Genomic DNA, 21,567 nt, shown 5'->3' with positions numbered 1-21,567 from the left:
AGTGCAAGTGATCTTTGCCTCTTCGTCGACAAGGCGAAGTTCTGGCAGCGTTGATTGGGGATTTGCGCATGACCGGCCAGTACGCCGCGTGACGCTCGATTTACGCGACGCCTCCCGCGAACCTTTCGGCCAACCGCTCCCGCTCGAATGCGTCGACAACGAAGTCGACAAACACCCGTGTCTTCGCCGGCAGCAGCGCTCGTGTCGCGTAGTAGATCGAAATCGCCCCGGCGTCCGCATACCAGTGCGGCAGCAGCCGCACGAGCTCCCCCCGTTCGATGGACGACAGCACGTCTGACACCGATAGCAGCGCGACGCCCAGTCCGAGAATCGCCGCTTCGCGCATCGCTGCCGGGTCGTTGACCATGATGATCTCGCTGAGCTGCGCCGGCATTTCGCGGCCTGCAGTGTCACGCATCGTTCGGTGGCTCACGCGGCCGGTGCGGCTCGAGCGCATTACGATGCCCGCGAGCTTCGCAAGATCTCGGGGATCGGTTGGCGGCACGCGGCCGGTCATGTAGGCCGGGGACGCCACTGCCACGAGATGCGCGGGCGCCAATGCGCGCGACACGACGCCCGGCGCGAGATCAAATCCTCCCCCCAGCGCCGCATCGTATCCCTCGGCAATCAGGTCGACCTGGCGGTTCTCGAAGTGCCAGTCCGGACGGACCAGCGGATAGCGTGCAAGGAACGCAGGCAATAGCGGCATGACGTACGTGATGCCGAAGGTCGGCGCCATGCTGACTTTGAGCACGCCAGCCGGTCCGCCGCGATCCGCCGAGACGGACGCGATCGCTGCCTGCAGCGCCTCCAGGTTGCCGCCAATTTCCACGAGAAAACGCTCTCCCGCCTCGGTCAGCGTGAGCTTGCGCGTCGAGCGTTGGAACAGCCGCACGCCGAGATTGCGTTCCAGCAGTGCAACGTTCCGGCTCACCGCGGCGGGCGTCAGCGCAAGACGCCGCGCGGCCGCGGAAAAGCTGCCCGTTTCGGCACTGCGCACGAACGATTCGAGGTTGGCAAGGGTTTCCATACGGGAATATTAAAGCATTGATTGAAAATGATTCAAGCAATTACCGGCTAATCATTGGGTAATTAAGGCAGCAAGATTCGCTCATGCAGCCTTGGGGAATGAACGTCACGCGTCCTTTCCCTTCTGCCGGCGCAGAGGCCGGCGGGTTCTGTCAGCTGATTCACCTGATTCATCACCTTTCACCAGGAGCATCGTTATGAGCACCATCGGTATCATCGGAGCAGGCGCCATCGGGTCCGCGTTCGCGAGGGCGCTGGCGCGCAAGGGCCTGAAAGCCATCATCTCGAACAGCCGGGGCCCGGATTCACTCGTGGACCTCGCGCGGGAACTCGGCTCCTCCATCACGCCGGGCACGCGCGAACAGGCGGCCGCGCAGGACATCGTCCTCGTCGCGGTGAACTGGTCGAAGCTGCCGTCTGCCCTTGCCGGGCTGCCGGATTTCGGTGGACGCATCGTGATCGACGCGAACAATCCGATCGAAGCGCCGCGGTTCGAAGCGGCCGAATTGCATGGCAGGACGTCGAGTGAAATATTCGCGGAGCTTGTGCCGGGCGCACGCGTCGTAAAGGCGTTCAATCATCTGCCGGCGCACCTGATCTCCGACGATCCGCAGGCAGACGGCGGACATCGCGTGTTGTTCTTCGCCGGAGATGAGGAGCATGCGAAATCGGCTGTGAGCGGACTGATCGGGCAACTCGGCTTCTTCGGCATCGATCTGGGTTCGCTCGTAGGCGGGGGGCGGTTGGTTCAAATCCCCGGCGGCCCGTTGCCGGTGCTAAATCTCGTCAAGTTAGGATAGCCAATGAACGGCGCGGAAGAGGGCGCTGTTCGCATAGAACCGTCTTCCGCAGTTGTCTGCTTAACCCCGTTCCGCCATCGCAAGGATGCGCTGCGCCATCCGTACGTTCGCGAAATCGACCAGCTTGCCGTCGAGCGAAATGGCTGCGAGGCCCGCGGCTTGCGCTGCTTCGAGCGCCTCTACCGTTCGGCGGGCGGCACGCACTTCATCGTCGGTCGGCGAGAATGCCGAACGGGTCGGCTCGATCTGCCCGGGATGGATGACCTGCTTGCCGTCATAACCCATCGCCGCCGCTTTCAGTGCCCAGGCTCGCGTTAGCGTCATGTCACGGAACGCTCCACATGGACCATCTATCGCACGCAGCCCGAAAGCGCGCGCGGCGACCAGAATTCGCATCATCGGATACGTCCAGAGGTCGAGCGGTGTGGCGGTGTAGTGGTCGGTTTCATCCTTGAGCGTGACGGCATAGCCGGCATGCGTGCCGCCGATCTCGACGTTGCGCGCACCGATGGACGCCGAAAAATCGCCGACACCGAAATGCAGCGCGGTGAGCCGGCTACTTGCGCCGGCAATGCTATCGACATTCATCAGGCCGCGCGCGGTCTCGATCAGCGCCTCGATCTCCAGCGGCGCGAATGAGCCGGGCCGAGCGCTCAACAGCTGCTCCACCTGTGCAACGACGTCCACCGATTCCACCTTCGGAACGAGAATCGAATCGAGCCGCGGTGCTTCGGCCGTCAATGTCCGGATTTCGTTTTCGTCGATGCCCCGCTCGTTCGCGTTGATCCTCACCGTGACGGTCTTGTTGCCCCAATCGAGTTCGGCAAGTGCCTGCACGGCCGTCCTGAGCGCCTCGTCTTTCCTGTCGAGCGGGACGGCATCCTCAAGATCGATGAACACGGCATCGGCCGCGCAAGCCGCCGCCGATTGCAGCATGTTGAGGCGATGGCCAGGCACGGCGAGCACGGTGCGTGTTGTACGTGTTGTGCGTGCGGTGCGTGGGTGCCGCTGCGGATCCGCTTCGTATCGACTCATGAGCCGCTCCATTGCGAGTGTGTATCCGCTGCAATTTCCGCGAGAATGGCCTCGGTATGCTGGCCGACCGCCGGCACCGGACCCATCACCGGTTCGAGCCCCGGGATCGTGACCGGCGGCAGGAACATATCCTGGGCGCCACGCTCCGTTTCGACACTGCGGTAGCGATTGCGCGCGCGCAATTGTGGATGATCGAGGAGCGCCTCGACGTCGTTCATCATGCCGTTCGCAATCGCCGCGCGATCGAGCCGTTCCAGCACCTGCTCGCTGCTCCACGCGGCGAAGCGCTGCTCAATCGCCTGTTCCAGCGCCTCACGATTCTCGACTCGCAAAGCGTTCGAAGCGTAGCGCGGCTCGACCGCGATAGCCGCGTCGCCCAGTACGACGGTACAGAAGCTGAGCCACTCGCGTTCGTTCTGGATACCGAAGAAAACCGTCTTGCCGTCGCCAGTCGCGAACGGACCGTACGGGGCAATCGTGGCGTGCCGGGCACCGCTTCGCGGCACCGGCTCGCCGCGGCCGCGCGTGTAGTACGCCGGATAGCTCATCCACTCGGTCAGCGCATCGAACAGCGAGACCTCGAACGCCATGCCTTTGCCGGTGCGCGAGCGTTGATGCAAGCCCATCAGGATGCCGTTCAGCGCGTACATGCCAGTTGCGATGTCGGCAATCGCGAGGCCGCTTTTCGACGGCGTCTCGGGCGTGCCGTTGATTGACAGGAAGCCGGTCTCGCACTGCACCAGCAGGTCGTAGGCCTTCTTGTTGCTGTAAGGTCCGGCGGACCCGTATCCGGAAATGTCGCAGGCGATCAGTTGTGGAAAACGGGCCACCAGTGACTTCGCGTCAAGGCCCTGGCGCTCGGCCGCGCCGGGCGCCAGGTTCTGGATAAAGACGTCGGCACGGGCGAGCAGCGCTTCAAGCGTCTCCTGCCCGCGCTCGGTCTTGATGTCGAGCGCGAGACTCTCCTTCGAGCGGTTGGCCCAGACAAACTGGCTCGACAGGCCATCCATCGCGGTATCGTAGTTGCGGGCGAAGTCACCGACCTCCGGACGCTCGATCTTGATGACACGCGCACCCCAATCGGCCAGATGCCGGCTTGCCAGTGGTGCGGCAATCGCCTGTTCGATCGAGACGACCGTGATGTCGTTCAGCGGATGATTCATCTTCTGCATATCCTCGCTATTTCAATGCGTAAAATAGGTGCTCAGGTTTTTCGCGCGGTACGGAGCAACACGGCAATGACGAGGCCAATCACGGCACCATCCAGCCGAGCACCGGCGTGGACTGGAGGTAGACCAGCAGGCTGAGCGCCGCGATCATCAGGACCGTCCAGCCGGCCACGCGTCGGAACAGCACTCCTTCCTTGCCCATCATGCCGACAGCCACCGCGCCGACCGCGAGGTTCTGCGGCGATATCGCCTTGCCAACCACACCGCCCGACGTATTGGCGGCGGTCAACAGAATGTCGGACAGACCGGTGTGATGTGCGGTGGTGAGTTGCAGCATGCCGAACAGCGCATTTGCCGACGTATCCGAGCCGGTGAGCGCCGTCGCGAACCAGCCGAGGACCGGCGATACCGGTGCGAAGGCTGGGCCCGCTCTGGCTGCCCAGATGCCAAGCGTCACGATCTGGCCCGACAGGTTCATCACGTAGGCCACGCCGACCACGCAGCACACGGTGAACACCGCCCAGCGCAGTTCATGCAGGTTCTTCAGATAGGTCCGGGCGGCAATGGGCGCGCTGACCTTGAGGATGGGCGCGGACAGCAGGCCGGCGATCAATACGATCGAGCCGGCGGAAAGCAACCATTCGAACTTGGCGCTGGTGGCCGATACGGCACCCCCGTGCGGGTCGCCCACATGCAGGCCGGGCCATGCGAACGTCGACGTGACGACACCCAGCGCATGGCCGATAAAACCGATCTGCGTCGCGGCAACGACGAGGATCACGGCGGCGTAGGGCGCGAGTGCGCGCAGAAGTTCAGCGCGCGAATCGGCCGCCTGGGCGGTGCCGGCGGGTGCGTTGCCGCGTGCGGCGGTGTGATGGAAATGCGTGCTGGAGCCCGGCATCGGCATGGTCATGGTGGCGCTGTGCGACGTGCTCGCGAGACCGTGACCCGTGTCGGGACGTTGATGGCCTGCGGAACTCACCGCGGCCGTTTGCGCGCCGGCCAGGTCGGCGCGCAACACATCCGGCGACCAGACGCGCAGGAACATGACGGCAACGCCTGCGCAGATCAGCGCCGCGACGATATCGACGAGTTCGACCGGCAGCAGCATCGAGCCCGCAAACTGCGCGAACGCGAAGACGACCCCGGTAATCAGCGCGAGCGGCCAGACTTCCTTTATCCCACGCCGGCCGTCGACGATAAATACGAGGATCAGCGGAATGAAGAGCGACAGCAGGGGCGTTTGCCGTCCCACCATCACGCTGATCTCATGCACCGGCAACCGGGTGATCTTGGCGAGCACGGTAATGGGCAAACCCAGTGCGCCGAACGCGACCGGACTCGTATCCGCGATCAGGCAAACCGCCGCGGCCTTCAACGGCTCGACACCGATCGAGATCAGCAACACCGCGCAGATCGCCACCGGTGCGCCGCCGCCGGCCAGCGCTTCCAGCAGCGCGCCGAAGCAGAACGCGATCAGCACTGCTTGCACGCGCTGGTCGGCGCTGACGCGGGCGAGCGCGCGCCGCAGCACGTCGGCGTGCCCGCTTTCCTGAGTCAGCTTGAACAGCCAGATTGCGTTGATGCCAATCCAGATGATCGGAAAGAACCCGATCGCGGCGCCTTCGAGCGCGCCACTCGCTGTCTGCCCGGCAGGCATCCCGTAGACGAAGATCGCGACCGCCATCGAAACGGCGAGCGAGGCGAGCGCCGCCCACCGCGCCTGCAAACGCAGGACGCCGAGCAGAACAAACAGGGTGAGGAGGGGCAGTACGGCGAAAAATGCGGAGGCCCCAATCGAATGCGCGACGGGATCGAAAACCTGGGTATACATGCGTCTCCTTCGGGCTCTTTGCGAGCGTCTTTTATCGACTGCGAAGGCCACAATGTAGACGCGCGCCGTCTCGGCGTGAAATACCGATTGGAGCTACCGGGTATAGGTGACGCCTATATCTCTCCCGTTCCGGCGTCGTTGTGGTGCAGCACGCCGGACCAGACACCGCTTTCGACCAGCTCGGCCGCGAGGCGCGTGACGACCTTCTGAATCGCCAGCGACGCGGCGCTCGTGGGCAGCGCATTTGGCACACACAAGCCGACGGGACGGCTGATTTCCGGATCGATCAGCCGATGGATCAGATGCTGGTCCGCGGCGTTGCGCCCGAACGCATCCGACGAAACGATCGTCACCACTTCGCCTTGGCGCGCAATGGCGAGCATGGTCGGCAGCGAGTCGATATCGGCGACGACGTCGGGCTCGATGCCTTCACGGGCAAAGGCGCGCTCGATCAGCACGCGCAAGCCGTTCGCCTCGCTCGGCAGAACCATCGGCACGTTCGCGAGTTGGCGCAGCGATACGTCCTGTGCCGGGCCGATGCCGGCGATCTGCCCGAACACAAACAGGTTCTCCTCGAAAAGCGGAGATACCGAGACGCCTCGCGTTTCCGATTCGCGAAACAGGATGGCCATATCGAGCCGGCCGTTCGCCATCAATTCGGCGAGGTATCCGCTCATTCCTTCGACGATCTGCAGGCGGATGCCGGGATAGTGACGCCGTACATAGTCGAATATGGGCAGCGCGAACACCACGGCGACACTGGTCGGCAAACCGATCGCAACCTGCCCGGATTCCGTGCCGTTTACGCGTACCGCAAGGGGAATCTGCGCCACCTGGCGAAGCACGTCGCGAGCGCGAAGATAGAGTGCACGACCGGCTTCGGTCGGCTGGACGCCCTGGTGGCTGCGCAGCAGCAGTGTCGCTTTGAGCTCGGTTTCGAGTCCGGCGACCTGCTGGCTGAGCGAAGGCTGAGCCACGCAAAGCTGTTCGGCCGCCTTCGAGAGGCTGCCGCAATCCACGATTGCAACGAAATATTTGAGCTGGCGGATATCCATGAGTCGGGCTCAGGCAGATTGACGCGCTTCGTCGAGGTCTTCGACACAGAGGCCACGCCTGATTTCGACCCCCATCGCGTTTGCGCGAGCCGCGAGCACGGACTCGATGTGTTCCATATCCGCCGCCATGCTGGTACCGGCCGGACCTGGCAGGCGATATGACCACTTCGCGGTATCGATGTTGTCATCGTCGAAAGGGATGCCGGCGAAGTGACCGACCTGACGGCGCGGCTGTTGCGCCCCTTGCCCGGCAGTCGAAGCGCTGCTGCCGGCCGAGTCATTTTTCGCGGGTTGGGGCGCAGCAATTTCGTTTAACAAGCCGCGACGGTAAAACGCTTCGATGGTGGGTGCAGAAAGGCCGCGCATGCCGAACGGAAGCCGCTTCAGCGGAGACCCCGGATCTTCGGCTTGCTCCAGCACTAATACGTTGAGATCCGCGAGGCGCAACTCACAAGCCAGAAACAGGCCGACGGGGCCGGCGCCGGCAATCACGACGTCATAGATCAAAGAGAGATTCCTTTAAGCGACCTGAGCGCGACCCTGTGGTGTCGAAAGAGGCTGCGGTTTCGCTGACGATGAGTGGTGGTCAATCCACACCCGAGAAAAGCAGCTTGCCGCCCGCGCGGCGGCGCGATCATCGTACCACTCGCATGGAGTCGATCCAATTGCCGCTGGGCGGCTCGTCTGTCGTGGACCTGCTACGAGCGTGCCACAACCTTGCGCGCGATGAAGTGGAACCATGAATCGTTCCTCACATCGTCACCCTCTTGCATGTGCCGCCCTGTCGCGTTTCCGAACACCGCTTCTGTGTGCAGACCCACTTCGGCAAGCTGGCGGCACTGCGTATTCATATCGGTGTACATGATAACGATGCCGAATTCGTGCGCGGCGCAGACCCGGATCGCGTAACCGTCGAATTCATGATTGAGAGGCGAGTAGCGCAGGTAATTGACGGTGCCGATTGTCAGCGAATATCCGATCCTCGCAACATCGATACAGACTGAAATCGGATTTGCCGACAGGTTAGGCCTGCGTAGAAGATGCAGCGGGTTTTCACGGTAGCTCGGGCCGTACAGGTTGTGGGCCGAAAACAGTGCCAGGCCGCCCGGCTTCAGCACGCGGGCGAACTCCCGCAAGATGGCGCGGCGCCCAGGGTAATCCACCGCGTCGATGCCGTTGTAGCTGAATACGACCAGCTCAAAGCTCTCATCTGGAAAGACCGACATGTCGCGAGCATCCATCTGTTGCACGCGGATGCCCGGATGGTTACGGCGGCAAATCGTGACCATTTCGGGCGTGTAGTCGACTGCGGTGTAGTCGTTGCTTATCGCCGTCAGCAAGGCGACGGTTCTGCCGCCGCCCACGCCCACATCGAGAATCGGCTGGTGTTGCACCTGTTGTGCCACCCAGGAGAAAGCCGCGGCCTCGCCAGAATCGGTCCAGCCGCTTGCCACGGCGAACCCGTTGCGCCCACTGCGGCTGCTCCACACCGCACGGTTGATGCGATCCTGCATGTCGGTGAGTGCCACGTCATTTCTCGATTCAAATGTCTCCCTGACAAACTACACCTGGCAGGCACCCACCTGTGTGCGGTAACTCACCATCCTGACTGTTACCTGACACCTTGTATTAATACGGTTAGTTACATGCTGAGCGCCAGGTTATCCAGGAGGATGGTCACGCGATTGCACTAACGGATGGAGCCCTGGTTTGCGCGAAGTTGCACGACGCACGGACGCGATGGCGTGGCATCTTCATGAAATAGATCGTCGAGATACTGTTCCAATTCATTCGCTGCGACGAACGAAGGTATCTCGAACTCAGCACGACGGCGCTTACCTTCCTGGCCGAGATGGAAAGCCGTCCAGGCATCATTGTTCCTGGTGACCGCAATGATCTGACCAAAGACATCGAAAAGATATTCTTCTGGCATGCTGAGTTTCGTCCGATCAGGTTTTTCCGTAACACGCTATCAAGTCAGGGCTCGTGCGGAAGACTGACGCTACTCAGTCGTTGCTATGCAAGCTCGTATTCAGTCCACCCCAGCGGGAGGAATCGGTTGGCAGTACTTCGACCGCTCCGGTCTGACTGTTCCGGCGGAATAACAGGCCCGATTGACCGGACAGCTGTCTTGCCGACACGACGGTGCCATCGGGCATCTTCACCTTCGTACCGGCCGTGACGTAAAGACCGGCTTCGACAATACACTCGTCTCCAAGTGAAATCCCTATTCCTGCGTTCGCTCCTAGCAGGCTGCGTTCGCCGATGGAGTTCCTGCTTTTGCCCCCGCCTGAGAGCGTGCCCATGATGGATGAGCCGGCGCCGACGTCCGAATTTTTGCCGACTGTAACGCCCGGCGTCACGCGGCCTTCAACCATCGACTCGCCAAGCGTGCCCGCATTGAAGTTGACGAATCCTTCATGCATCACCGTTGTGCCACTTGCCAGGTGGGCACCGAGTCTCACGCGATCCGCGTCGGCAACCCGCACGCCTTCCGGCACGACGTAGTCCGTCATCCGCGGGAATTTATCGACCGACGACACCGTTAGATGATGGTGCTCGCCTGCTACCCGGTCCCGGAGATCGTCGAGATTCACTGGGAAAACGGGGCCGGCGGATGTCCAGGCAACATTGGGCAGGAGGCCGAAAATACCGTCGAGATTGATCTCGTTGGGTTTTACGGATCGCTCGGAAAGCAGGTGCAAACGCAGATAGGCTTCTTCCGTCGAAACCGGAGGAGCTTCAAGCGACTCGATCACCACATCGACAAAATCTCCCGCAATAACGCCGGCTTTCTCAGCGAGGCAGCCGCGCTTCTTGCCGGTGCCGGAAGCGGGAAACCAGACATCGATAGTCTTGCCTGTAGCCGTATCACGGTACCTGTGGCCGGTTCGTTGAATAGCCATCGAAGATTCCCCTTTCGCAACGCGACGATTGATCTTGAAGCACCGGTTGCAGGTGCTGTAGCTTGCGACCGGTGGAACGGAGCATCATAGCTGAACGTCCGCAGCAGGATGCGTGGGTCACTTCCTCGTTTTCTTCGGAATCAGTATCTGCGCCAGTTCCTGCAGGAACCGTGCGGGCCCCGCTGTGTGCAGCGCCTGTCCGCTACTGAGTGCGCCGTCGATGACCGTGCCCAGCCGTAAAGCAAAAGTCTCCGGGCCTTCCACGCGCAAGGCTCGCGCCAGATCCGTGAGTCGCCGTCGCAGTTCTTGCTTGTGCGCCACCGCGACCTTGCGGGCCGGGTGATTCTCGTCCGCATATTCCGCGGCGATGTTGATCTGCGGGCAGCCGCGATAACCCGGACGCGCAATGCGTTCGCCAATCCATTGGAGTTGTGCGTCCAGTTCCGCACGCGGCGCGCCTTTGTGCTGTGCGGCAACCGCATCCCAATGCTGCCAGAAGTCCTCATCCTCAAGGTGAAGAAAAGCTTCGATCAGTTCATCTTTCGTCCCGAAATGACGATAGAGGCTCGTCTTGGCGACACCCGCCCGCGCCACGATAAGGTCGACGCCAACTGCACGCGTGCCTTCCCGATAGAAAAGTTCGCTGGCCGTCCGCAGAATGCGCTCACGCGTATCAGGGGCAAGCCCGGGCGCTTGTTCTTCCTTCTTCATTCGGATTCAACCTCAAAGATCTCTTATGCCTGAACACTCTTGCCAAGCATAGCACTCGAAGCTTGACGGCGCTACAGATCTGTATTACAAACACAGACAGGTCTGTAGCGTAGTCAATCTTATATCGGAGTCAACCATGAACGACCGAATGACTGTTGCGGTGTACGGGGCCACAGGCCACACGGGAAACTTTGTTGTCGCGGAATTGAAGCGGCGTGGCCTGGGCGTCGTGCGGATAGGGCGTGATTCAGCGCGCTTGAGCCAGGGCAACGCCGGTGACTCGACTCCATGGCGCGTCGCTGCCATCGACGACCCTGAACAACTCGACGCGGCGCTTCGCGGCGCGGATGCCGTTATCAACTGTGCCGGACCTTTTCTCGATACGGCGTTGCCGGTCGCCGATGCTGCGCTGCGCGCGAGGATTCCTTATCTCGACGTCACGGCGGAACAGCCCGCGCTCCAGGCGTTGATCGAGCAACACGATACGCGCGCACGCGCTGCGGGAGTGGCGCTTCTCCCTGCAGCGGCGTTCTATGGCGGACTTGCCGATTTGCTGGTCACGGCAGCCGCAGACAAAGATAAGCCGATCGACAGGGTCGACATCGCTATCGGCCTCGACAGCTGGCATCCGACGCGTGGCACGCGCCTGACGGGCGAACGCAATCGCGCGACACGGCTCATCCAGGAGGAGGGGCGGCTGGCGCCTGTGCCGCAGCCTGCGCCCGAAGGTGTGTGGTCATTCCGGTCGCCGTTCGGCGACATGGACGTGGTGATGCTCCCCTTTACGGAGGTGCTCACCGTCTCGCGTCATTTGCGCATCGACACGGTTGAGTCCTGGTTCGCTCTTTCGGCGCTGCGCGACATTCGCGATCCCAATACGCCATCGCCCCAGCCTCACGAGGAGCAGGGACGGTCGGCTCAACAATTCGTTGTGGACGTCGTTATCGTACAGAGCGGAGCGACGCGCCGTGTCACGGCAACGGGACGCGACATCTATGCGGTCAGTGCACCGATCGTCGTGGAAGCGGCCGAGCGGCTGCTGAGCGGCAAGGTTGCGCCGCGAGGGGGTGTTGTAAGTCTGGGAGAGATTTTTGATGCCAGGGATTTTCTCGCCGCGCTCGATACGGTGACGGTTTCCTATGACGCGGTGTCCAGCCCGATATTCACGAGGAGAGGTGAGCATGAGCAGCAATGACAAGGGTGCCTATTTTCGATCGCTCCATCGAGCAGGAAATCCGTTGATCCTGTTCAATGTGTGGGATGCCGGAAGTGCCGCTACCGTGATCAAGGCAGGCGCCGTTGCGCTGGCTACGGGAAGCTGGTCAGTGGCCACGGCCAATGGTTTTTCCGATGGAGAGAAGATGCCACGAGCGCTCGTCATGGAGGTACTCGCAAAGATCGCACGCGCGACCGATCTTCCGGTCACCGTGGATCTGGAAAGTGGCTATGGAGAAAGACTCGAGGACGTGGCCGATACGATAACGCTCAGCATCGAAGCAGGGGCAGCCGGTTGCAACATCGAGGATAGCTTTCCCGCGACAGGTGCCTTGCGCGCTGTCGAAGACGCGGCGGTTCGTATCGCCGCCGCGCGAAGTGCCGCTGATCGCGCAGGGGTTGAGTATTTCATCAATGCGCGCACCGACGTATTCTTCACACGCCCACCGGAAGAGCACGATAGCCGCATGGTCGAGGAGGCGCTGGCGCGAGGGCGGGCCTATGCAAAAGCGGGGGCCGACGGTCTATTCGTGCCAGGTCTTCAATCACCCGCGCTTATCCGCGAGTTGACGGCTGCATCACCTCTCCCGGTCAACATCATGCGTCTGGGAGAAACACCTTCCATCGCGGAACTCGCGGAAAATGGCGCCGCCCGAATCAGTCATGGTCCGTACCCATACATGCTGGCGATGAAAGCGCTCGCAGCGGCCGCGCAAGGCGTCGGCTAACCAATTCATCCACCGGTTTTCATACCCGGCCGACATTGGATAACGTCCCCGGCCCTCGTGCGGCGTTTAGCGATTCGATCGGTTAAGAATGCCGATCGAATCGTGATGTTCAGCGATGGCTCGAGCCCCTGGGGGACGAATGACACAACGTCCGCTTTGGAGCGTCATATCGACACTCGTATAAACTAACTCACGGACGGAGGCGGGCCGTCGAGAATTTTTGCTGCCGTTCGGAATCGATCTCAAGCTTGAGGACGGTATCGCAAGTATCGAATCCCACTTGCCGGAGGCGCTTCCTGGCTTTAGCGATCCCGTCGAAATATCGCGCGGCTCTTGAAGCGGGTGGCAAAGACAATGGTGCGCCCGGTCTGCGCCCGCACTACCACGCGAACTACTACGCCGCTTTTGTCACGGGTCCGGACGGGCACAACATCGAAGCGGTTTGTCACCAACCCGAGGCCTAACTCTTCCTTCTATTACGCAAACTCGCGAGGGCCAGGTCGCCTCTCATCGCCAGACGCGCAGCGACGATTCCCGACTGTCTTGCATGCGATATCGTTGAAACCAGGCGCAGCGTCAATGGCCGGCGCGAACCGGCCATCTGCCATCAAGCCTTCAACGGTAGCCAGATTTCGAGCCCACCCATGCCGCTGACCGGGTCGAATTTTTCGTCATAACGCTCGAAGTTCGGCGCGTCGGCGGGAACATGTCCCGATGCCGGCAGCCATTGATTCCAGATCGTGTTCCAGGTGTGCCGCACCGTGGAGACATGCTCGCGGTGGGTGAACACCGCGTAGCGTTGCGGAGAAATGCGCAAGCGGCTCAGTTCGGCAGGCAAGGCCGAGAAGTCGCTGACTTCGACGCCGCACAGATAGTCGACATTGCCGGCGTCGTCGGCGTTGTAGCAGACGCCATATCCCACGTTGCCGACCTGGCCCGGCACTCTGCCGAAGTAGGCGCCAAAGCGCTGCCACTGCGAAGGAATCGCAGCGGTGATTTCGCATGTATAGCGCTCGCTCAGGCCTGCTACGAGAAACGGTTTGCCGTCTTCGAAACGCGGCGGTTCGAGATGAGTAAGAAAGGGCTTGTCCATTCTGATCGGCTCCACGAGAGCAAGGTTGTCGAGGTGACCACGCGCGCGCAGCGCTTCGGGTGTGAGGCCGAATTGCTCGCGAAACGCACGCGTGAATGCTTCGTGAGAGCCGTAACCGGCGTCGACGGCGACCGCCAGAATGTCGGGGGCACCTTCGGCGAGGCGTCGCGCCGCTTCACTCAAGCGGCGCGCGCGAACGTAGCGCATCACCGAAAAACCGGTGGCCGCTTCGAAAGCACGCGCCAGATGAAAGCGCGACACACATCCGCCGCCGGCGATTTCGTCGAGCGTCAGTACGCGGGAAAAATGGCTTTCGATAAACCAGAGCGCTTTTCCGACGGGGTTCATTTCTGCTCTCGTGTCTGCATGAAACCAGCATAGCCGGGCGCGCCCCGTCGCATTTGATCGCGCTTGCGGTTTTGCACCTGGTTTCTCGCGCGGCTTTGCGTTCGGCCTTGATGCGGGCGCCCGGTATTCGCCGCGTGCCGCTCAATAGTTTTCAGTCGCCGCCTCGTTGCCGGCGGCGCGAGGATGTTCCGTTACTGATGGGTCATGGTCGCGACTGTGAGCGTCCGCATCCGCGTGAGCGTTGCCAGGCTGCCCCGGCCTTAGCAACAAACCGCCCAGCACACCCGCCACCGCAGCGAATATTGCACCGAACAGGAATGCTACGTGATAGCCGCTATTGAGCGCAGCGGTGGCGCTTTGCGAGGCTTGCATCGCGTCGCTGCGCGCGGCGGCGAGACTGGCGAGCACCGCGAGACCGAGCGCGCCACCCATCATGAATGATGTATTGACGATGCCGGACGCGAGGCCTGAATCGCTCGGGTCGACGTCGCTCATGGCAGCCAGCAGCATGGGATTGAAGGCGATGCCCGCGCCGAAACCGAGGAGGATCATGCCGGGCAGCACGTCGAGCACGAAGCTGCCGTGCACCGGTGCCCGCGCGAACAGCGCGAGCCCACACGCCGCGACGAGCAGCCCGGCGGCCAACGGCACGCGCAGACCGAAGCGCATCACCACGCGCGCGGAGAGGCCGAGAGAAAAGAACGCCATGATCAGATTAGCCGGCAAAAACGCGAGTCCGACCTGCAAGGGCCGGTAACCGAGCACGCGCTGCAGATACAACGCAGAGATGAAGAACCATGCGAACATCGCCGCCGCCCACAATACGCCGACCACGTTGGCGGTCGCGACATTGCGCAAGCGGAACAGACCGAGCGGCATCAACGGATGCTGCACGCGCGCTTCGATCACGAGAAATGCAACCAGCAGCGCGAGCGCGGCGAACAGCAGGCCCAGCGTCTGCGCCGAGGTCCAACCGGCTTCATTGCCGTTCACCACCGCGTATACGGCGAGCATCAGCGAAGCCGTTACGGTTACCGCGCCGGCGACGTCGAGCCGTTCACCATGAGCATGGCCACGCGCCGACGGCAGCAGCGCGACACACAACGCATAGACGGCGATGCCGATCGGCAGGTTGACGAGAAAAATCCAGTGCCAACTGAGCAGGTTGGTCAGCAGGCCGCCGAGCAGGACGCCGATGCTGCCGCCGCCCGCGCAGACAAAGCCGTATACGCCCATCGCTTTGGCCCGTTCGCCGGTTTCGGTGAACAGATTCATGATCAGCGACAGCGACACAGCGGAGACGACTGCGCCGCCCAAACCCTGCACGGCACGCGCGCACACCAGCAGGATTTGCGAATTCGCCATGCCGCATGCGAGCGACGCCAGCGTGAACAGCGTGATGCCGCCGAGGAACAGCCTGCGGTGGCCATACAGATCGCCCAAGCGCCCGCCGAGCAGCAGGCAACCGCCGAACGTGAGCATGTATGCATTGACCACCCACACCAGGGATGTTTCGGTAAAGCCGAGGTCCGCGGCGATCGACGGCAATGCAACGTTCACGATCGTCGTATCGAGCACGATCATGAGCACGCCGAGGCACAGAACGATCAGTGCGAGCCAGCGTTTGTTGCCGTGGATGGAATGGGTCATGCGGGGACTCCTTTGCCTCGACCAAACGGATGCAGGACGTGCCGCCGCTCGGCACGAAGTCGCAGATCCGGTCGGTAATCCGCTGATAGCCGCTGATGGCAATGGGAAATTTAGTCTAGCACCCGCGAGTTTCGAGTCACAACTACGAATTCCTGGGCGCGTCTCGCCGTCAGTCGCCGCCCAGCAGTTCATACTTGCCGCCGCGCTCCAGCGCCCGTTGATAGGCCGGCCGGGCGTGAACGCGCTTGAGGAAATCGACGACGGCAGGAATCTGTCCTTCCATGCCGCCGCGCGCGGTGGCGGCTTCGAGTGGAAAGCTCATCTGCACGTCGGCTGCCGAGAAATCGTTGCCGACGAACCAGCCGCTCGTGCTCAATTCCTTATTGATGTAGCCGAGATGCAGCTTCAACTGCGGATCGATGAAACTCGACTGGAGCGTCGCGGCGATCTTGCGGGCGATCGGTTTGGCGAAGAACGGCATCGGCGCGCCGGCAATACGCAGCGCCACCAGCTTGAGCAGCAGCGGCGGCATTGCCGAGCCTTCCGCATAGTGCATCCAGTAGGTGTAACGTAGACGCTCGGGGGTGCCCGCGGCGGGCGCGAAGCGGCCTTGACCGTACTTGTCGACCAGATACTCGATGATCGCGCCCGATTCGGCGATGGTTTGGCCGTCGTCCACAATGACGGGCGACTTGCCGAGCGGATGGATTGCGCGCAATTCAGGCGGCGCGAGCATCGTTTTCGGGTCGCGCTCGTAGCGCTTGATCTCGTACGGAACACCAAGTTCTTCAAGCAGCCACAGCACGCGTTGCGAGCGGGAGTTGTTCAGGTGATGGACGATCAGCATGGGTCGGGGGAGGTTGGCCTGTGAAGAGTCACATCATAGGGGTGTTGCGCCGAGGCGGGGCTCTAGTTGCCCACTGCCGACCAAACACGGTCAAACCCCGCCAACCCCCGCCAATCGTCAAACCCGTGACTTCGTGCCCATTAACTGATTCGACGGCAAGGTCTCATCAAGCAGCTTGCGTGCGCTTTCGATACCGGCCACCGGCAATCCCTCGGGATTCAGCAAGCCGACCTGCACCAGCACGGAAGCCTGATCCCAATAGATGTGCTCGTTGTACAGTTTGTCGCCGCGAAAGCACACCACGGCCAGCATTGGCACTTCGAAATATTTGCCGGTCGGCGCGACGCCGGGCAGCAGCCAGTCGATTTCGCAGCTATGCGTGCAGCTGAAAATGAATTCGTCGACGACGCGATCCGCGCCGATGGTGCGTGAAATTGGAATCAGCTTGGTATCGGCAGGATTCGAATTGACGAAGTGATGCGTGTAGAAGCGCTTGAGCCTGTCATGGCCGACGCCGCCCGTCATGGTGGGGACGTGGTTGACGTAAGGTTGCGCGACCATGGTCGGCATGACCGCATCGACGTCGCGCGTGGCAAACTCGTAGTAGCAATGTGCCTCCCACAACGCGTTCAGATCGTAGACCGGACCCAGCACTTTACGCAGCAGTGCGAGCGTGCTCGAATAGGCCATCATCGCGGCGGGTTTGTCATATTGCGGGCGCGATGCCGAGGCGAACGCATGGTCGCAACCCGGGTACACGTATTGCTCGATCTGCGGGCGCGTGCGCAATGCAGCGCTGATTCGCTCGCGCGTGGCAGGCGGGCAGTGTGCGTCGTTTTCGGGGAAGTGAAACACCATCGGGCAGCGCACGGCCGGCACTTCGTCCAGATGCGCTTCAAGGCCGACGCCGTAGTAGCTGACCGCGCAGTCCACGTCGGTGCGTGCCGCGCTCAGGAACGCGAGCTTGCCGCCAAGACAGTACCCCACCGTGCCTACCTTGCCGGCCTGCTCGGGCAACGCGCGCAACGTCGCGACCGTTGCCGCGATATCGTCGATGGCGAGATCGACGTCGAAGCGCCCAAGACAGTCGAGCGCCTGTTTCATATCGGCTTCGCCGTAGCCGAGCGAAATGCCCGGCTTGATCCGCCAGAAGAGATCCGGCACCAGCACCACGTAGCCTTCTTCAGCGAAGCGGTCGGCCGCCAACTTCATCGTTTCGTTGATGCCGAAAATTTCCTGCAGCAGGACGAGTCCAGGACCCGAGCCTTGCGCCGGACGCGCAACGTAGGCGTTGAAACGGCCGCCATCCTGGGCGACGACTTCGATGAAAGAGGCAGCCATGCGGTATATCTCCGGCAGGATAGAGGCGCTACATGAGGGGTTACATGAGGGGCTACTTCAGCGTACGCAGTTCAAAGCGTTTGAGCTTACCGGTTTCAGTACGCGGCAGCGCCTTGATGAATACGATGGTGCGCGGGTATTTATACGGCGCCACGGTATTTTTCACGAAATCCTGCAGTTGCGCGACCAGTTCGTCACCTGGCGTATAACCTGGGTTCAGCACCACGAAGGCTTTCACGATCTGCCCGCGCGTCTCGTCGGCCACGCCGATCACGCCGCATTCCGCCACTGCGTCGTGCTGCAGCAGCACGCTTTCCACTTCTGGCCCGGAGATGTTGTAGCCGGCGGAGACGATCATGTCGTCGGCGCGAGCCTGATAAAACACGTAGCCGTCTTCGTCCAGGTAGACGGAGTCGCCGGGAAGATTCCAGCCGTCGCGAACGAACTTCGTCTGGCGGTCATCGGCCAGGTAGCGGCAACCCGTCGGCCCGCGCACTGCGAGTTTGCCGATGGTGCCGGCCGGGACCGGCTGCATGGCGTCGTCCACGGCTTGCACGACGTAGCCCGGCACCGCGCGGCCGATGGCGTTCGGGCGAATTTCGTCGCCTTGCGCCGAAATAAAAATATGGATCAGTTCCGTGCCGCCGATCCCGTCGATCATGTCGATACCCGTGGCGTCGTGCCATAGACGGCGCGTCGAATCCGGTAACGCTTCGCCTGCCGAAACGGTTTTCTTCAGGCTTGAAACGTCATGATGCGCGACGAGCGGCGCCATCTGCCGGTAGAAGGTCGGCGCGGTGAACATGATGGTTGCGTGAAAGCGTTCGACGATTTGCAGCAAGGTCTCGGGCGTGAGCCGCTCGATCAGCACCGTCGACGCGCCGGCTCGCAGCGGAAAACACAACGAGCCGCCCAGGCCGAATGTGAAGGCGAGCGGCGGCGTGCCGCAAAACACGTCGCTCGATGAAGGCTTCAAAACGTGGCGCGGAAACAGATCGCACATTGCCAGCACGTCGCGGTGAAAGTGCATGCAGCCTTTCGGTGCGCCGGTCGTCCCGCTGGTGAAGGCGATCAGGCAGACGTCGTCGGCGGCGGTGTCGCACGCGGTGAAGTCGCCCGGTTTGGTGCGCGCGAGGCTATCGAGCGAATCAGCGGAATCGTCGTGGAAGAGGCGTGTTTGCTTGAGGCCCGCGCAGTAGAACTCGTCCTGAGGATCGTTGCAGCGCGCGAGCTCATCGGTCAGGCGCGCGTCGCATAGTGCGGCGCCAACTTGCGCTTTCTCGATGATCTGCTTGAGTTCCTTGGCCCGCAAGAGCGGCATGGTGGGCACCACGACGAGACCGGCCTTCAGCGCGGCGAGCGCTGCCACCGCCATGTGCAAGGTGTTAGGTCCGCGCAGCAGCACGCGGTTGCCCGGCTGCAAACCCATTTCATCGACCAGTACATGCGCGCTGCGGTTCACGAGAGCAAGCAATTCCCCGTACGTAGTTGCTTGCGGTTTGCCATCCACGTCCGACCAGATTGCCGGACGGTCGCGATGGCCCGCTTCGATCGTTCTCTCGAGCAATTCCGTCGCGCAATTGAAGCGCGCCGGGTAGGCAACGTCCGGGTTGTCGAGCAGAAAGACAGGCCATTGATCCTGCGGCGGAAGATTGTCGCGCGCGAAGGTATCGACGTGTGCTGACGGTTCCATCATGGTCTCCCGGGCGTTGAGCCGGCTGAATGCGCTTCGGTTGGCTTGGTGGGCTGCGTGTTTCGTGTGCTGCGCTTACTGGGGAATCACTGCCGTTGCTTCGATCTCGACCTTGGCTTCGTCTTCGATCAAGGCAACGACCTGTACGGCGCTCATCGCGATGTCGTAGTCGCCGATCAGCTCACGAAACGCTCGGCCGATATCTTTCAGCGAGGCGAGATACTCGCGCTTGTCCGTGACGTACCACGTCAGGCGGACCAGATGCTCAGGTTTGCCGCCCGCCTCATGCAGTACGGCGACGATGTTCCTGAGTGCCTGAATCGCCTGTTGCGCGAAATCCGTGGTCTGAAAACGCGCCTGTTCGTCCCAGCCGATCTGGCCGGCGATGAATACTTGCGTGCCGGTTGCCGCAACGCCGTTCGCGTAGCCGCGCGGCTGGATCCAACCTGCGGGAAGGAGAGCTTTTTTCATGATCGATGTGCCTCGATGGGTTCGGGCTGTGGAGCGAACGCCGCGAGCGCGCTCGCGATGTCGGCGGGAATGTCGATGGATGTGCCGTGCTCAAGCGATGTCGTGACCAGTACCTGCTTTGCACTGAAGCGGACTTCGTCGCCGTGCCGGCCGACGATCTCGATGCTGATGGAGCGGCGCCCCACCTTCGTGACCTTGAGCGACAGCGTGATTGTTTCGCCCATCTGACTCGGCCGCGAGAACTCGCAATCGAGTTTGACGATAGGCAAGCCGACACGGCGTTGCGCGATCATCTGCGCGTAGTCGATCCGCAGGCCCTCGTTGAACCAGTCCTCGACCAACGCATTGGTCATCACCAGATACTGCGGAAAAAACACGATGCCGGCCGGATCGCAGTGCGAAAAGCGGATGCGGACAGGTCTTTCGAAGCTCGTGTTCATTGCGCCGCGTCCCTGGCGACCGCCGCGGCGTGCGCCTTCAACAGATCGCGGCCAACAATCAATTGCTGCACCTCGGTCGCGCCTTCGTAGATCCGCAACGCACGAATTTCGCGGTACAGCATCTCGACGGCGGTGCCGCTTTGCACGCCCATGCCGCCATAGAGCTGCACGGCCGCGTCGATGACCTGTTGCGCGCCTTCGCTGGCGTGCCACTTGGCCATCGCCGCTTCACGCGTAACGTTCTCACCCTGATCACGCAGCCACGCCGCGCGATAGACCAGCAACGCGCTGCTGTCGATCGTCAATGCCATCTGCGCGAGCTTGGCTTGCGTCAGCTGAAAATCGCCGAGCGTCTGTCCGAACATCTTGCGCGACGCCGCACGCGAGAGGCCCTCAGCCATCGCATGCCGTGCGAAACCTAACGACGCAGCGGCGACCGACGTACGGAAGATATCCAGCGTACGCATCGCGAGCTTGAAACCTTCGCCGGGTGCGCCGAGCATCTGGCCGCGCGGCACGCGTGCGCCGGCAAAGTGCAAACGCGCTAGCGGATGCGGCGCGATGACGTCGATGCGTTCGGCGATTTCCAGACCCGGCGTGTCGGCATCGACGATGAAGGCGGTAATGCCGCGTGCGCCCGGTGCTTCGCCGGTTCTGGCGAACACCACGTAGAAATCCGCGATGCCGCCGTTGGAGATCCACGTCTTGTCGCCGTCGAGCACGTAGAAGTCACCGTCTTCCCGCGCTGAGAGGGCCATCGCGGCGACGTCCGATCCGGCTTCCGGTTCAGACAGCGCGAAGGCGGCGATGGCCGTGCCGTTGGCGACGCGCGGCAAATAACGCGTCTTTTGCTCATGCGTGCCGCCAAGCGAGATCGCACCTGAGCCGAGCCCTTGCATCGCCAGCGCGAAATCCGCCAGACCGGAATGGCTGGCCAGCGTCTCGCGCAGCAGGCATACGGCGCGTGTGTCGATGGTGTCGCCATGGCCGCCATAGGCAACGCCGCCGACACCGTATTTCAGCCAGCCTGCCGTACCGAGTTGGCGGACGAGCCGGCGGCAGGCCGCGTCGACGTCATCATGCTCGACGTGAGCGAGATTGTCGCGGCACCATGCTTCGATCCCCTTGGCCAGTTCGCGGTGGCGTGGTTCAAAAAACGGCCACGCCAGCGCGCTGTGCAGATCCATATCGCTGTGAGTGCT

General features: G+C 62.1%; 20 protein-coding genes and 2 pseudogenes. 4 read left to right on the top strand and 18 right to left on the bottom strand.

Going from position 1 to position 21,567, the window contains the following annotated elements:
- Positions 1–100: 100 nt before the first annotated feature.
- Entirely contained in the window at positions 101–1,030 is a 930-nt protein-coding gene (locus BCY88_RS02855) for a LysR family transcriptional regulator (protein ID WP_120342730.1), read from the bottom strand.
- A gap of 196 nt (positions 1,031–1,226) precedes the next feature.
- On the opposite strand from BCY88_RS02855, the gene BCY88_RS02850 reads away from it, so the two are divergent.
- Positions 1,227–1,829, top strand: a complete 603-nt coding sequence (locus BCY88_RS02850; RefSeq protein ID WP_120342729.1) for an NADPH-dependent F420 reductase — start codon at positions 1,227–1,229, stop codon at positions 1,827–1,829.
- A gap of 60 nt (positions 1,830–1,889) precedes the next feature.
- Here BCY88_RS02850 and BCY88_RS02845 read toward each other — a convergent pair whose 3' ends face one another.
- The 9 genes and pseudogenes from BCY88_RS02845 to BCY88_RS02805 form a co-directional block, all read right to left on the bottom strand.
- The gene (locus BCY88_RS02845; RefSeq protein WP_120342728.1) at positions 1,890–2,864 is read right to left on the bottom strand and encodes an HpcH/HpaI aldolase/citrate lyase family protein; all 975 of its coding nucleotides are present in this window, start codon (positions 2,862–2,864) and stop codon (positions 1,890–1,892) included.
- Positions 2,861–4,027, bottom strand: coding sequence for a CaiB/BaiF CoA transferase family protein (locus BCY88_RS02840; protein ID WP_120342796.1), 1,167 nt, complete (start codon positions 4,025–4,027; stop codon positions 2,861–2,863). The genes BCY88_RS02845 and BCY88_RS02840 overlap by 4 nt, the downstream gene beginning before the upstream one ends.
- 88 nt (positions 4,028–4,115) lie before the next feature.
- On the bottom strand, positions 4,116–5,867 hold the full coding sequence (locus tag BCY88_RS02835; protein ID WP_120342727.1) for an L-lactate permease: 1,752 nt from the start codon (positions 5,865–5,867) through the stop codon (positions 4,116–4,118).
- 113 nt (positions 5,868–5,980) lie between these two features.
- Positions 5,981–6,922: a LysR substrate-binding domain-containing protein gene (locus BCY88_RS02830; RefSeq protein WP_120342726.1), complete on the bottom strand. Its 942-nt coding sequence runs from the start codon at positions 6,920–6,922 to the stop codon at positions 5,981–5,983.
- Positions 6,923–6,946: 24 nt separating this feature from the next.
- Positions 6,947–7,429, bottom strand: a pseudogene (locus tag BCY88_RS02825) (FAD-dependent monooxygenase); the annotation flags it as partial.
- Positions 7,430–7,620: 191 nt separating this feature from the next.
- The gene (locus BCY88_RS02820; protein WP_120342795.1) at positions 7,621–8,436 is read right to left on the bottom strand and encodes a class I SAM-dependent methyltransferase; all 816 of its coding nucleotides are present in this window, start codon (positions 8,434–8,436) and stop codon (positions 7,621–7,623) included.
- A gap of 176 nt (positions 8,437–8,612) precedes the next feature.
- A complete protein-coding gene (locus tag BCY88_RS02815; protein ID WP_120342724.1) occupies positions 8,613–8,855 on the bottom strand; it encodes a DUF7661 family protein in 243 nt (80 codons plus the stop codon).
- 73 nt (positions 8,856–8,928) lie between these two features.
- Positions 8,929–9,828 carry a DapH/DapD/GlmU-related protein gene (locus BCY88_RS02810; RefSeq protein ID WP_120342723.1) on the bottom strand — a complete coding sequence of 300 codons (900 nt, stop codon included), beginning with the start codon at positions 9,826–9,828 and terminating at the stop codon, positions 8,929–8,931.
- A 117-nt stretch (positions 9,829–9,945) separates the two neighbouring features.
- Positions 9,946–10,539 carry a TetR/AcrR family transcriptional regulator gene (locus tag BCY88_RS02805; protein ID WP_120342722.1) on the bottom strand — a complete coding sequence of 198 codons (594 nt, stop codon included), beginning with the start codon at positions 10,537–10,539 and terminating at the stop codon, positions 9,946–9,948.
- A gap of 136 nt (positions 10,540–10,675) precedes the next feature.
- Between BCY88_RS02805 and BCY88_RS02800 the strand changes: the two genes are divergently transcribed.
- From BCY88_RS02800 to BCY88_RS40205, 3 genes and pseudogenes are all read left to right on the top strand, one after another.
- Positions 10,676–11,734, top strand: coding sequence for a saccharopine dehydrogenase family protein (locus BCY88_RS02800; protein WP_120342721.1), 1,059 nt, complete (start codon positions 10,676–10,678; stop codon positions 11,732–11,734).
- A complete protein-coding gene (locus BCY88_RS02795) occupies positions 11,721–12,482 on the top strand; it encodes an isocitrate lyase/PEP mutase family protein (protein ID WP_120342720.1) in 762 nt (253 codons plus the stop codon). Before BCY88_RS02800 ends, BCY88_RS02795 begins: the two co-directional genes overlap by 14 nt.
- Before the next feature lie 320 nt (positions 12,483–12,802).
- A pseudogene (locus BCY88_RS40205) lies at positions 12,803–12,946 on the top strand (VOC family protein); the annotation flags it as partial.
- 143 nt (positions 12,947–13,089) lie between these two features.
- Here BCY88_RS40205 and BCY88_RS02785 read toward each other — a convergent pair.
- The 8 genes from BCY88_RS02785 to BCY88_RS02750 form a co-directional block, all read right to left on the bottom strand.
- On the bottom strand, positions 13,090–13,923 hold the full coding sequence (locus BCY88_RS02785) for an AraC family transcriptional regulator (protein WP_120342719.1): 834 nt from the start codon (positions 13,921–13,923) through the stop codon (positions 13,090–13,092).
- 141 nt (positions 13,924–14,064) lie between these two features.
- Positions 14,065–15,573 carry an MFS transporter gene (locus BCY88_RS02780; protein WP_120342718.1) on the bottom strand — a complete coding sequence of 503 codons (1,509 nt, stop codon included), beginning with the start codon at positions 15,571–15,573 and terminating at the stop codon, positions 14,065–14,067.
- Between the two features lie 169 nt (positions 15,574–15,742).
- Entirely contained in the window at positions 15,743–16,420 is a 678-nt protein-coding gene (locus tag BCY88_RS02775) for a glutathione S-transferase family protein (protein WP_120342717.1), read from the bottom strand.
- Between the two features lie 117 nt (positions 16,421–16,537).
- Complete coding sequence (locus BCY88_RS02770; RefSeq protein WP_120342716.1) at positions 16,538–17,761, bottom strand: dienelactone hydrolase family protein; 1,224 nt, start codon at positions 17,759–17,761, stop codon at positions 16,538–16,540.
- A 52-nt stretch (positions 17,762–17,813) separates the two neighbouring features.
- Entirely contained in the window at positions 17,814–19,454 is a 1,641-nt protein-coding gene (locus tag BCY88_RS02765; protein ID WP_120342715.1) for an AMP-binding protein, read from the bottom strand.
- 75 nt (positions 19,455–19,529) lie between these two features.
- Entirely contained in the window at positions 19,530–19,925 is a 396-nt protein-coding gene (locus BCY88_RS02760) for a RidA family protein (protein ID WP_120342714.1), read from the bottom strand.
- Positions 19,922–20,365 carry an acyl-CoA thioesterase gene (locus tag BCY88_RS02755; RefSeq protein WP_120342713.1) on the bottom strand — a complete coding sequence of 148 codons (444 nt, stop codon included), beginning with the start codon at positions 20,363–20,365 and terminating at the stop codon, positions 19,922–19,924. Before BCY88_RS02755 ends, BCY88_RS02760 begins: the two co-directional genes overlap by 4 nt.
- Positions 20,362–21,552, bottom strand: coding sequence for an acyl-CoA dehydrogenase family protein (locus tag BCY88_RS02750; protein WP_120342712.1), 1,191 nt, complete (start codon positions 21,550–21,552; stop codon positions 20,362–20,364). The genes BCY88_RS02755 and BCY88_RS02750 overlap by 4 nt, the downstream gene beginning before the upstream one ends.
- Positions 21,553–21,567 lie beyond the last annotated feature (15 nt).

This window comes from Paraburkholderia fungorum, from assembly GCF_003610895.1.
GTDB lineage: Bacteria > Pseudomonadota > Gammaproteobacteria > Burkholderiales > Burkholderiaceae > Paraburkholderia > Paraburkholderia fungorum_B.
Note: the sequence above shows the minus strand (reverse complement) of the source record. Positions and strands in the feature narration are given on the sequence as shown.

Coding starts and splice junctions, on each gene's coding strand:
- BCY88_RS02780 (WP_120342718.1), bottom strand. CDS start 15,573: ATGACCCATTCCATCCACGGCAACAAACGCTGGCTCGCACTGATCGTT.
- BCY88_RS02800 (WP_120342721.1), top strand. CDS start 10,676: ATGAACGACCGAATGACTGTTGCGGTGTACGGGGCCACAGGCCACACG.
- BCY88_RS02760 (WP_120342714.1), bottom strand. CDS start 19,925: ATGAAAAAAGCTCTCCTTCCCGCAGGTTGGATCCAGCCGCGCGGCTAC.
- BCY88_RS02850 (WP_120342729.1), top strand. CDS start 1,227: ATGAGCACCATCGGTATCATCGGAGCAGGCGCCATCGGGTCCGCGTTC.
- BCY88_RS02820 (WP_120342795.1), bottom strand. CDS start 8,436: ATGCAGGATCGCATCAACCGTGCGGTGTGGAGCAGCCGCAGTGGGCGC.
- BCY88_RS02830 (WP_120342726.1), bottom strand. CDS start 6,922: ATGGATATCCGCCAGCTCAAATATTTCGTTGCAATCGTGGATTGCGGC.
- BCY88_RS02805 (WP_120342722.1), bottom strand. CDS start 10,539: ATGAAGAAGGAAGAACAAGCGCCCGGGCTTGCCCCTGATACGCGTGAG.
- BCY88_RS02835 (WP_120342727.1), bottom strand. CDS start 5,867: ATGTATACCCAGGTTTTCGATCCCGTCGCGCATTCGATTGGGGCCTCC.
- BCY88_RS02815 (WP_120342724.1), bottom strand. CDS start 8,855: ATGCCAGAAGAATATCTTTTCGATGTCTTTGGTCAGATCATTGCGGTC.
- BCY88_RS02785 (WP_120342719.1), bottom strand. CDS start 13,923: ATGAACCCCGTCGGAAAAGCGCTCTGGTTTATCGAAAGCCATTTTTCC.
- BCY88_RS02755 (WP_120342713.1), bottom strand. CDS start 20,365: ATGAACACGAGCTTCGAAAGACCTGTCCGCATCCGCTTTTCGCACTGC.
- BCY88_RS02765 (WP_120342715.1), bottom strand. CDS start 19,454: ATGGAACCGTCAGCACACGTCGATACCTTCGCGCGCGACAATCTTCCG.
- BCY88_RS02855 (WP_120342730.1), bottom strand. CDS start 1,030: ATGGAAACCCTTGCCAACCTCGAATCGTTCGTGCGCAGTGCCGAAACG.
- BCY88_RS02795 (WP_120342720.1), top strand. CDS start 11,721: ATGAGCAGCAATGACAAGGGTGCCTATTTTCGATCGCTCCATCGAGCA.
- BCY88_RS02810 (WP_120342723.1), bottom strand. CDS start 9,828: ATGGCTATTCAACGAACCGGCCACAGGTACCGTGATACGGCTACAGGC.
- BCY88_RS02845 (WP_120342728.1), bottom strand. CDS start 2,864: ATGAGTCGATACGAAGCGGATCCGCAGCGGCACCCACGCACCGCACGC.
- BCY88_RS02770 (WP_120342716.1), bottom strand. CDS start 17,761: ATGGCTGCCTCTTTCATCGAAGTCGTCGCCCAGGATGGCGGCCGTTTC.
- BCY88_RS02775 (WP_120342717.1), bottom strand. CDS start 16,420: ATGCTGATCGTCCATCACCTGAACAACTCCCGCTCGCAACGCGTGCTG.
- BCY88_RS02840 (WP_120342796.1), bottom strand. CDS start 4,027: ATGAATCATCCGCTGAACGACATCACGGTCGTCTCGATCGAACAGGCG.
- BCY88_RS02750 (WP_120342712.1), bottom strand. CDS start 21,552: ATGGATCTGCACAGCGCGCTGGCGTGGCCGTTTTTTGAACCACGCCAC.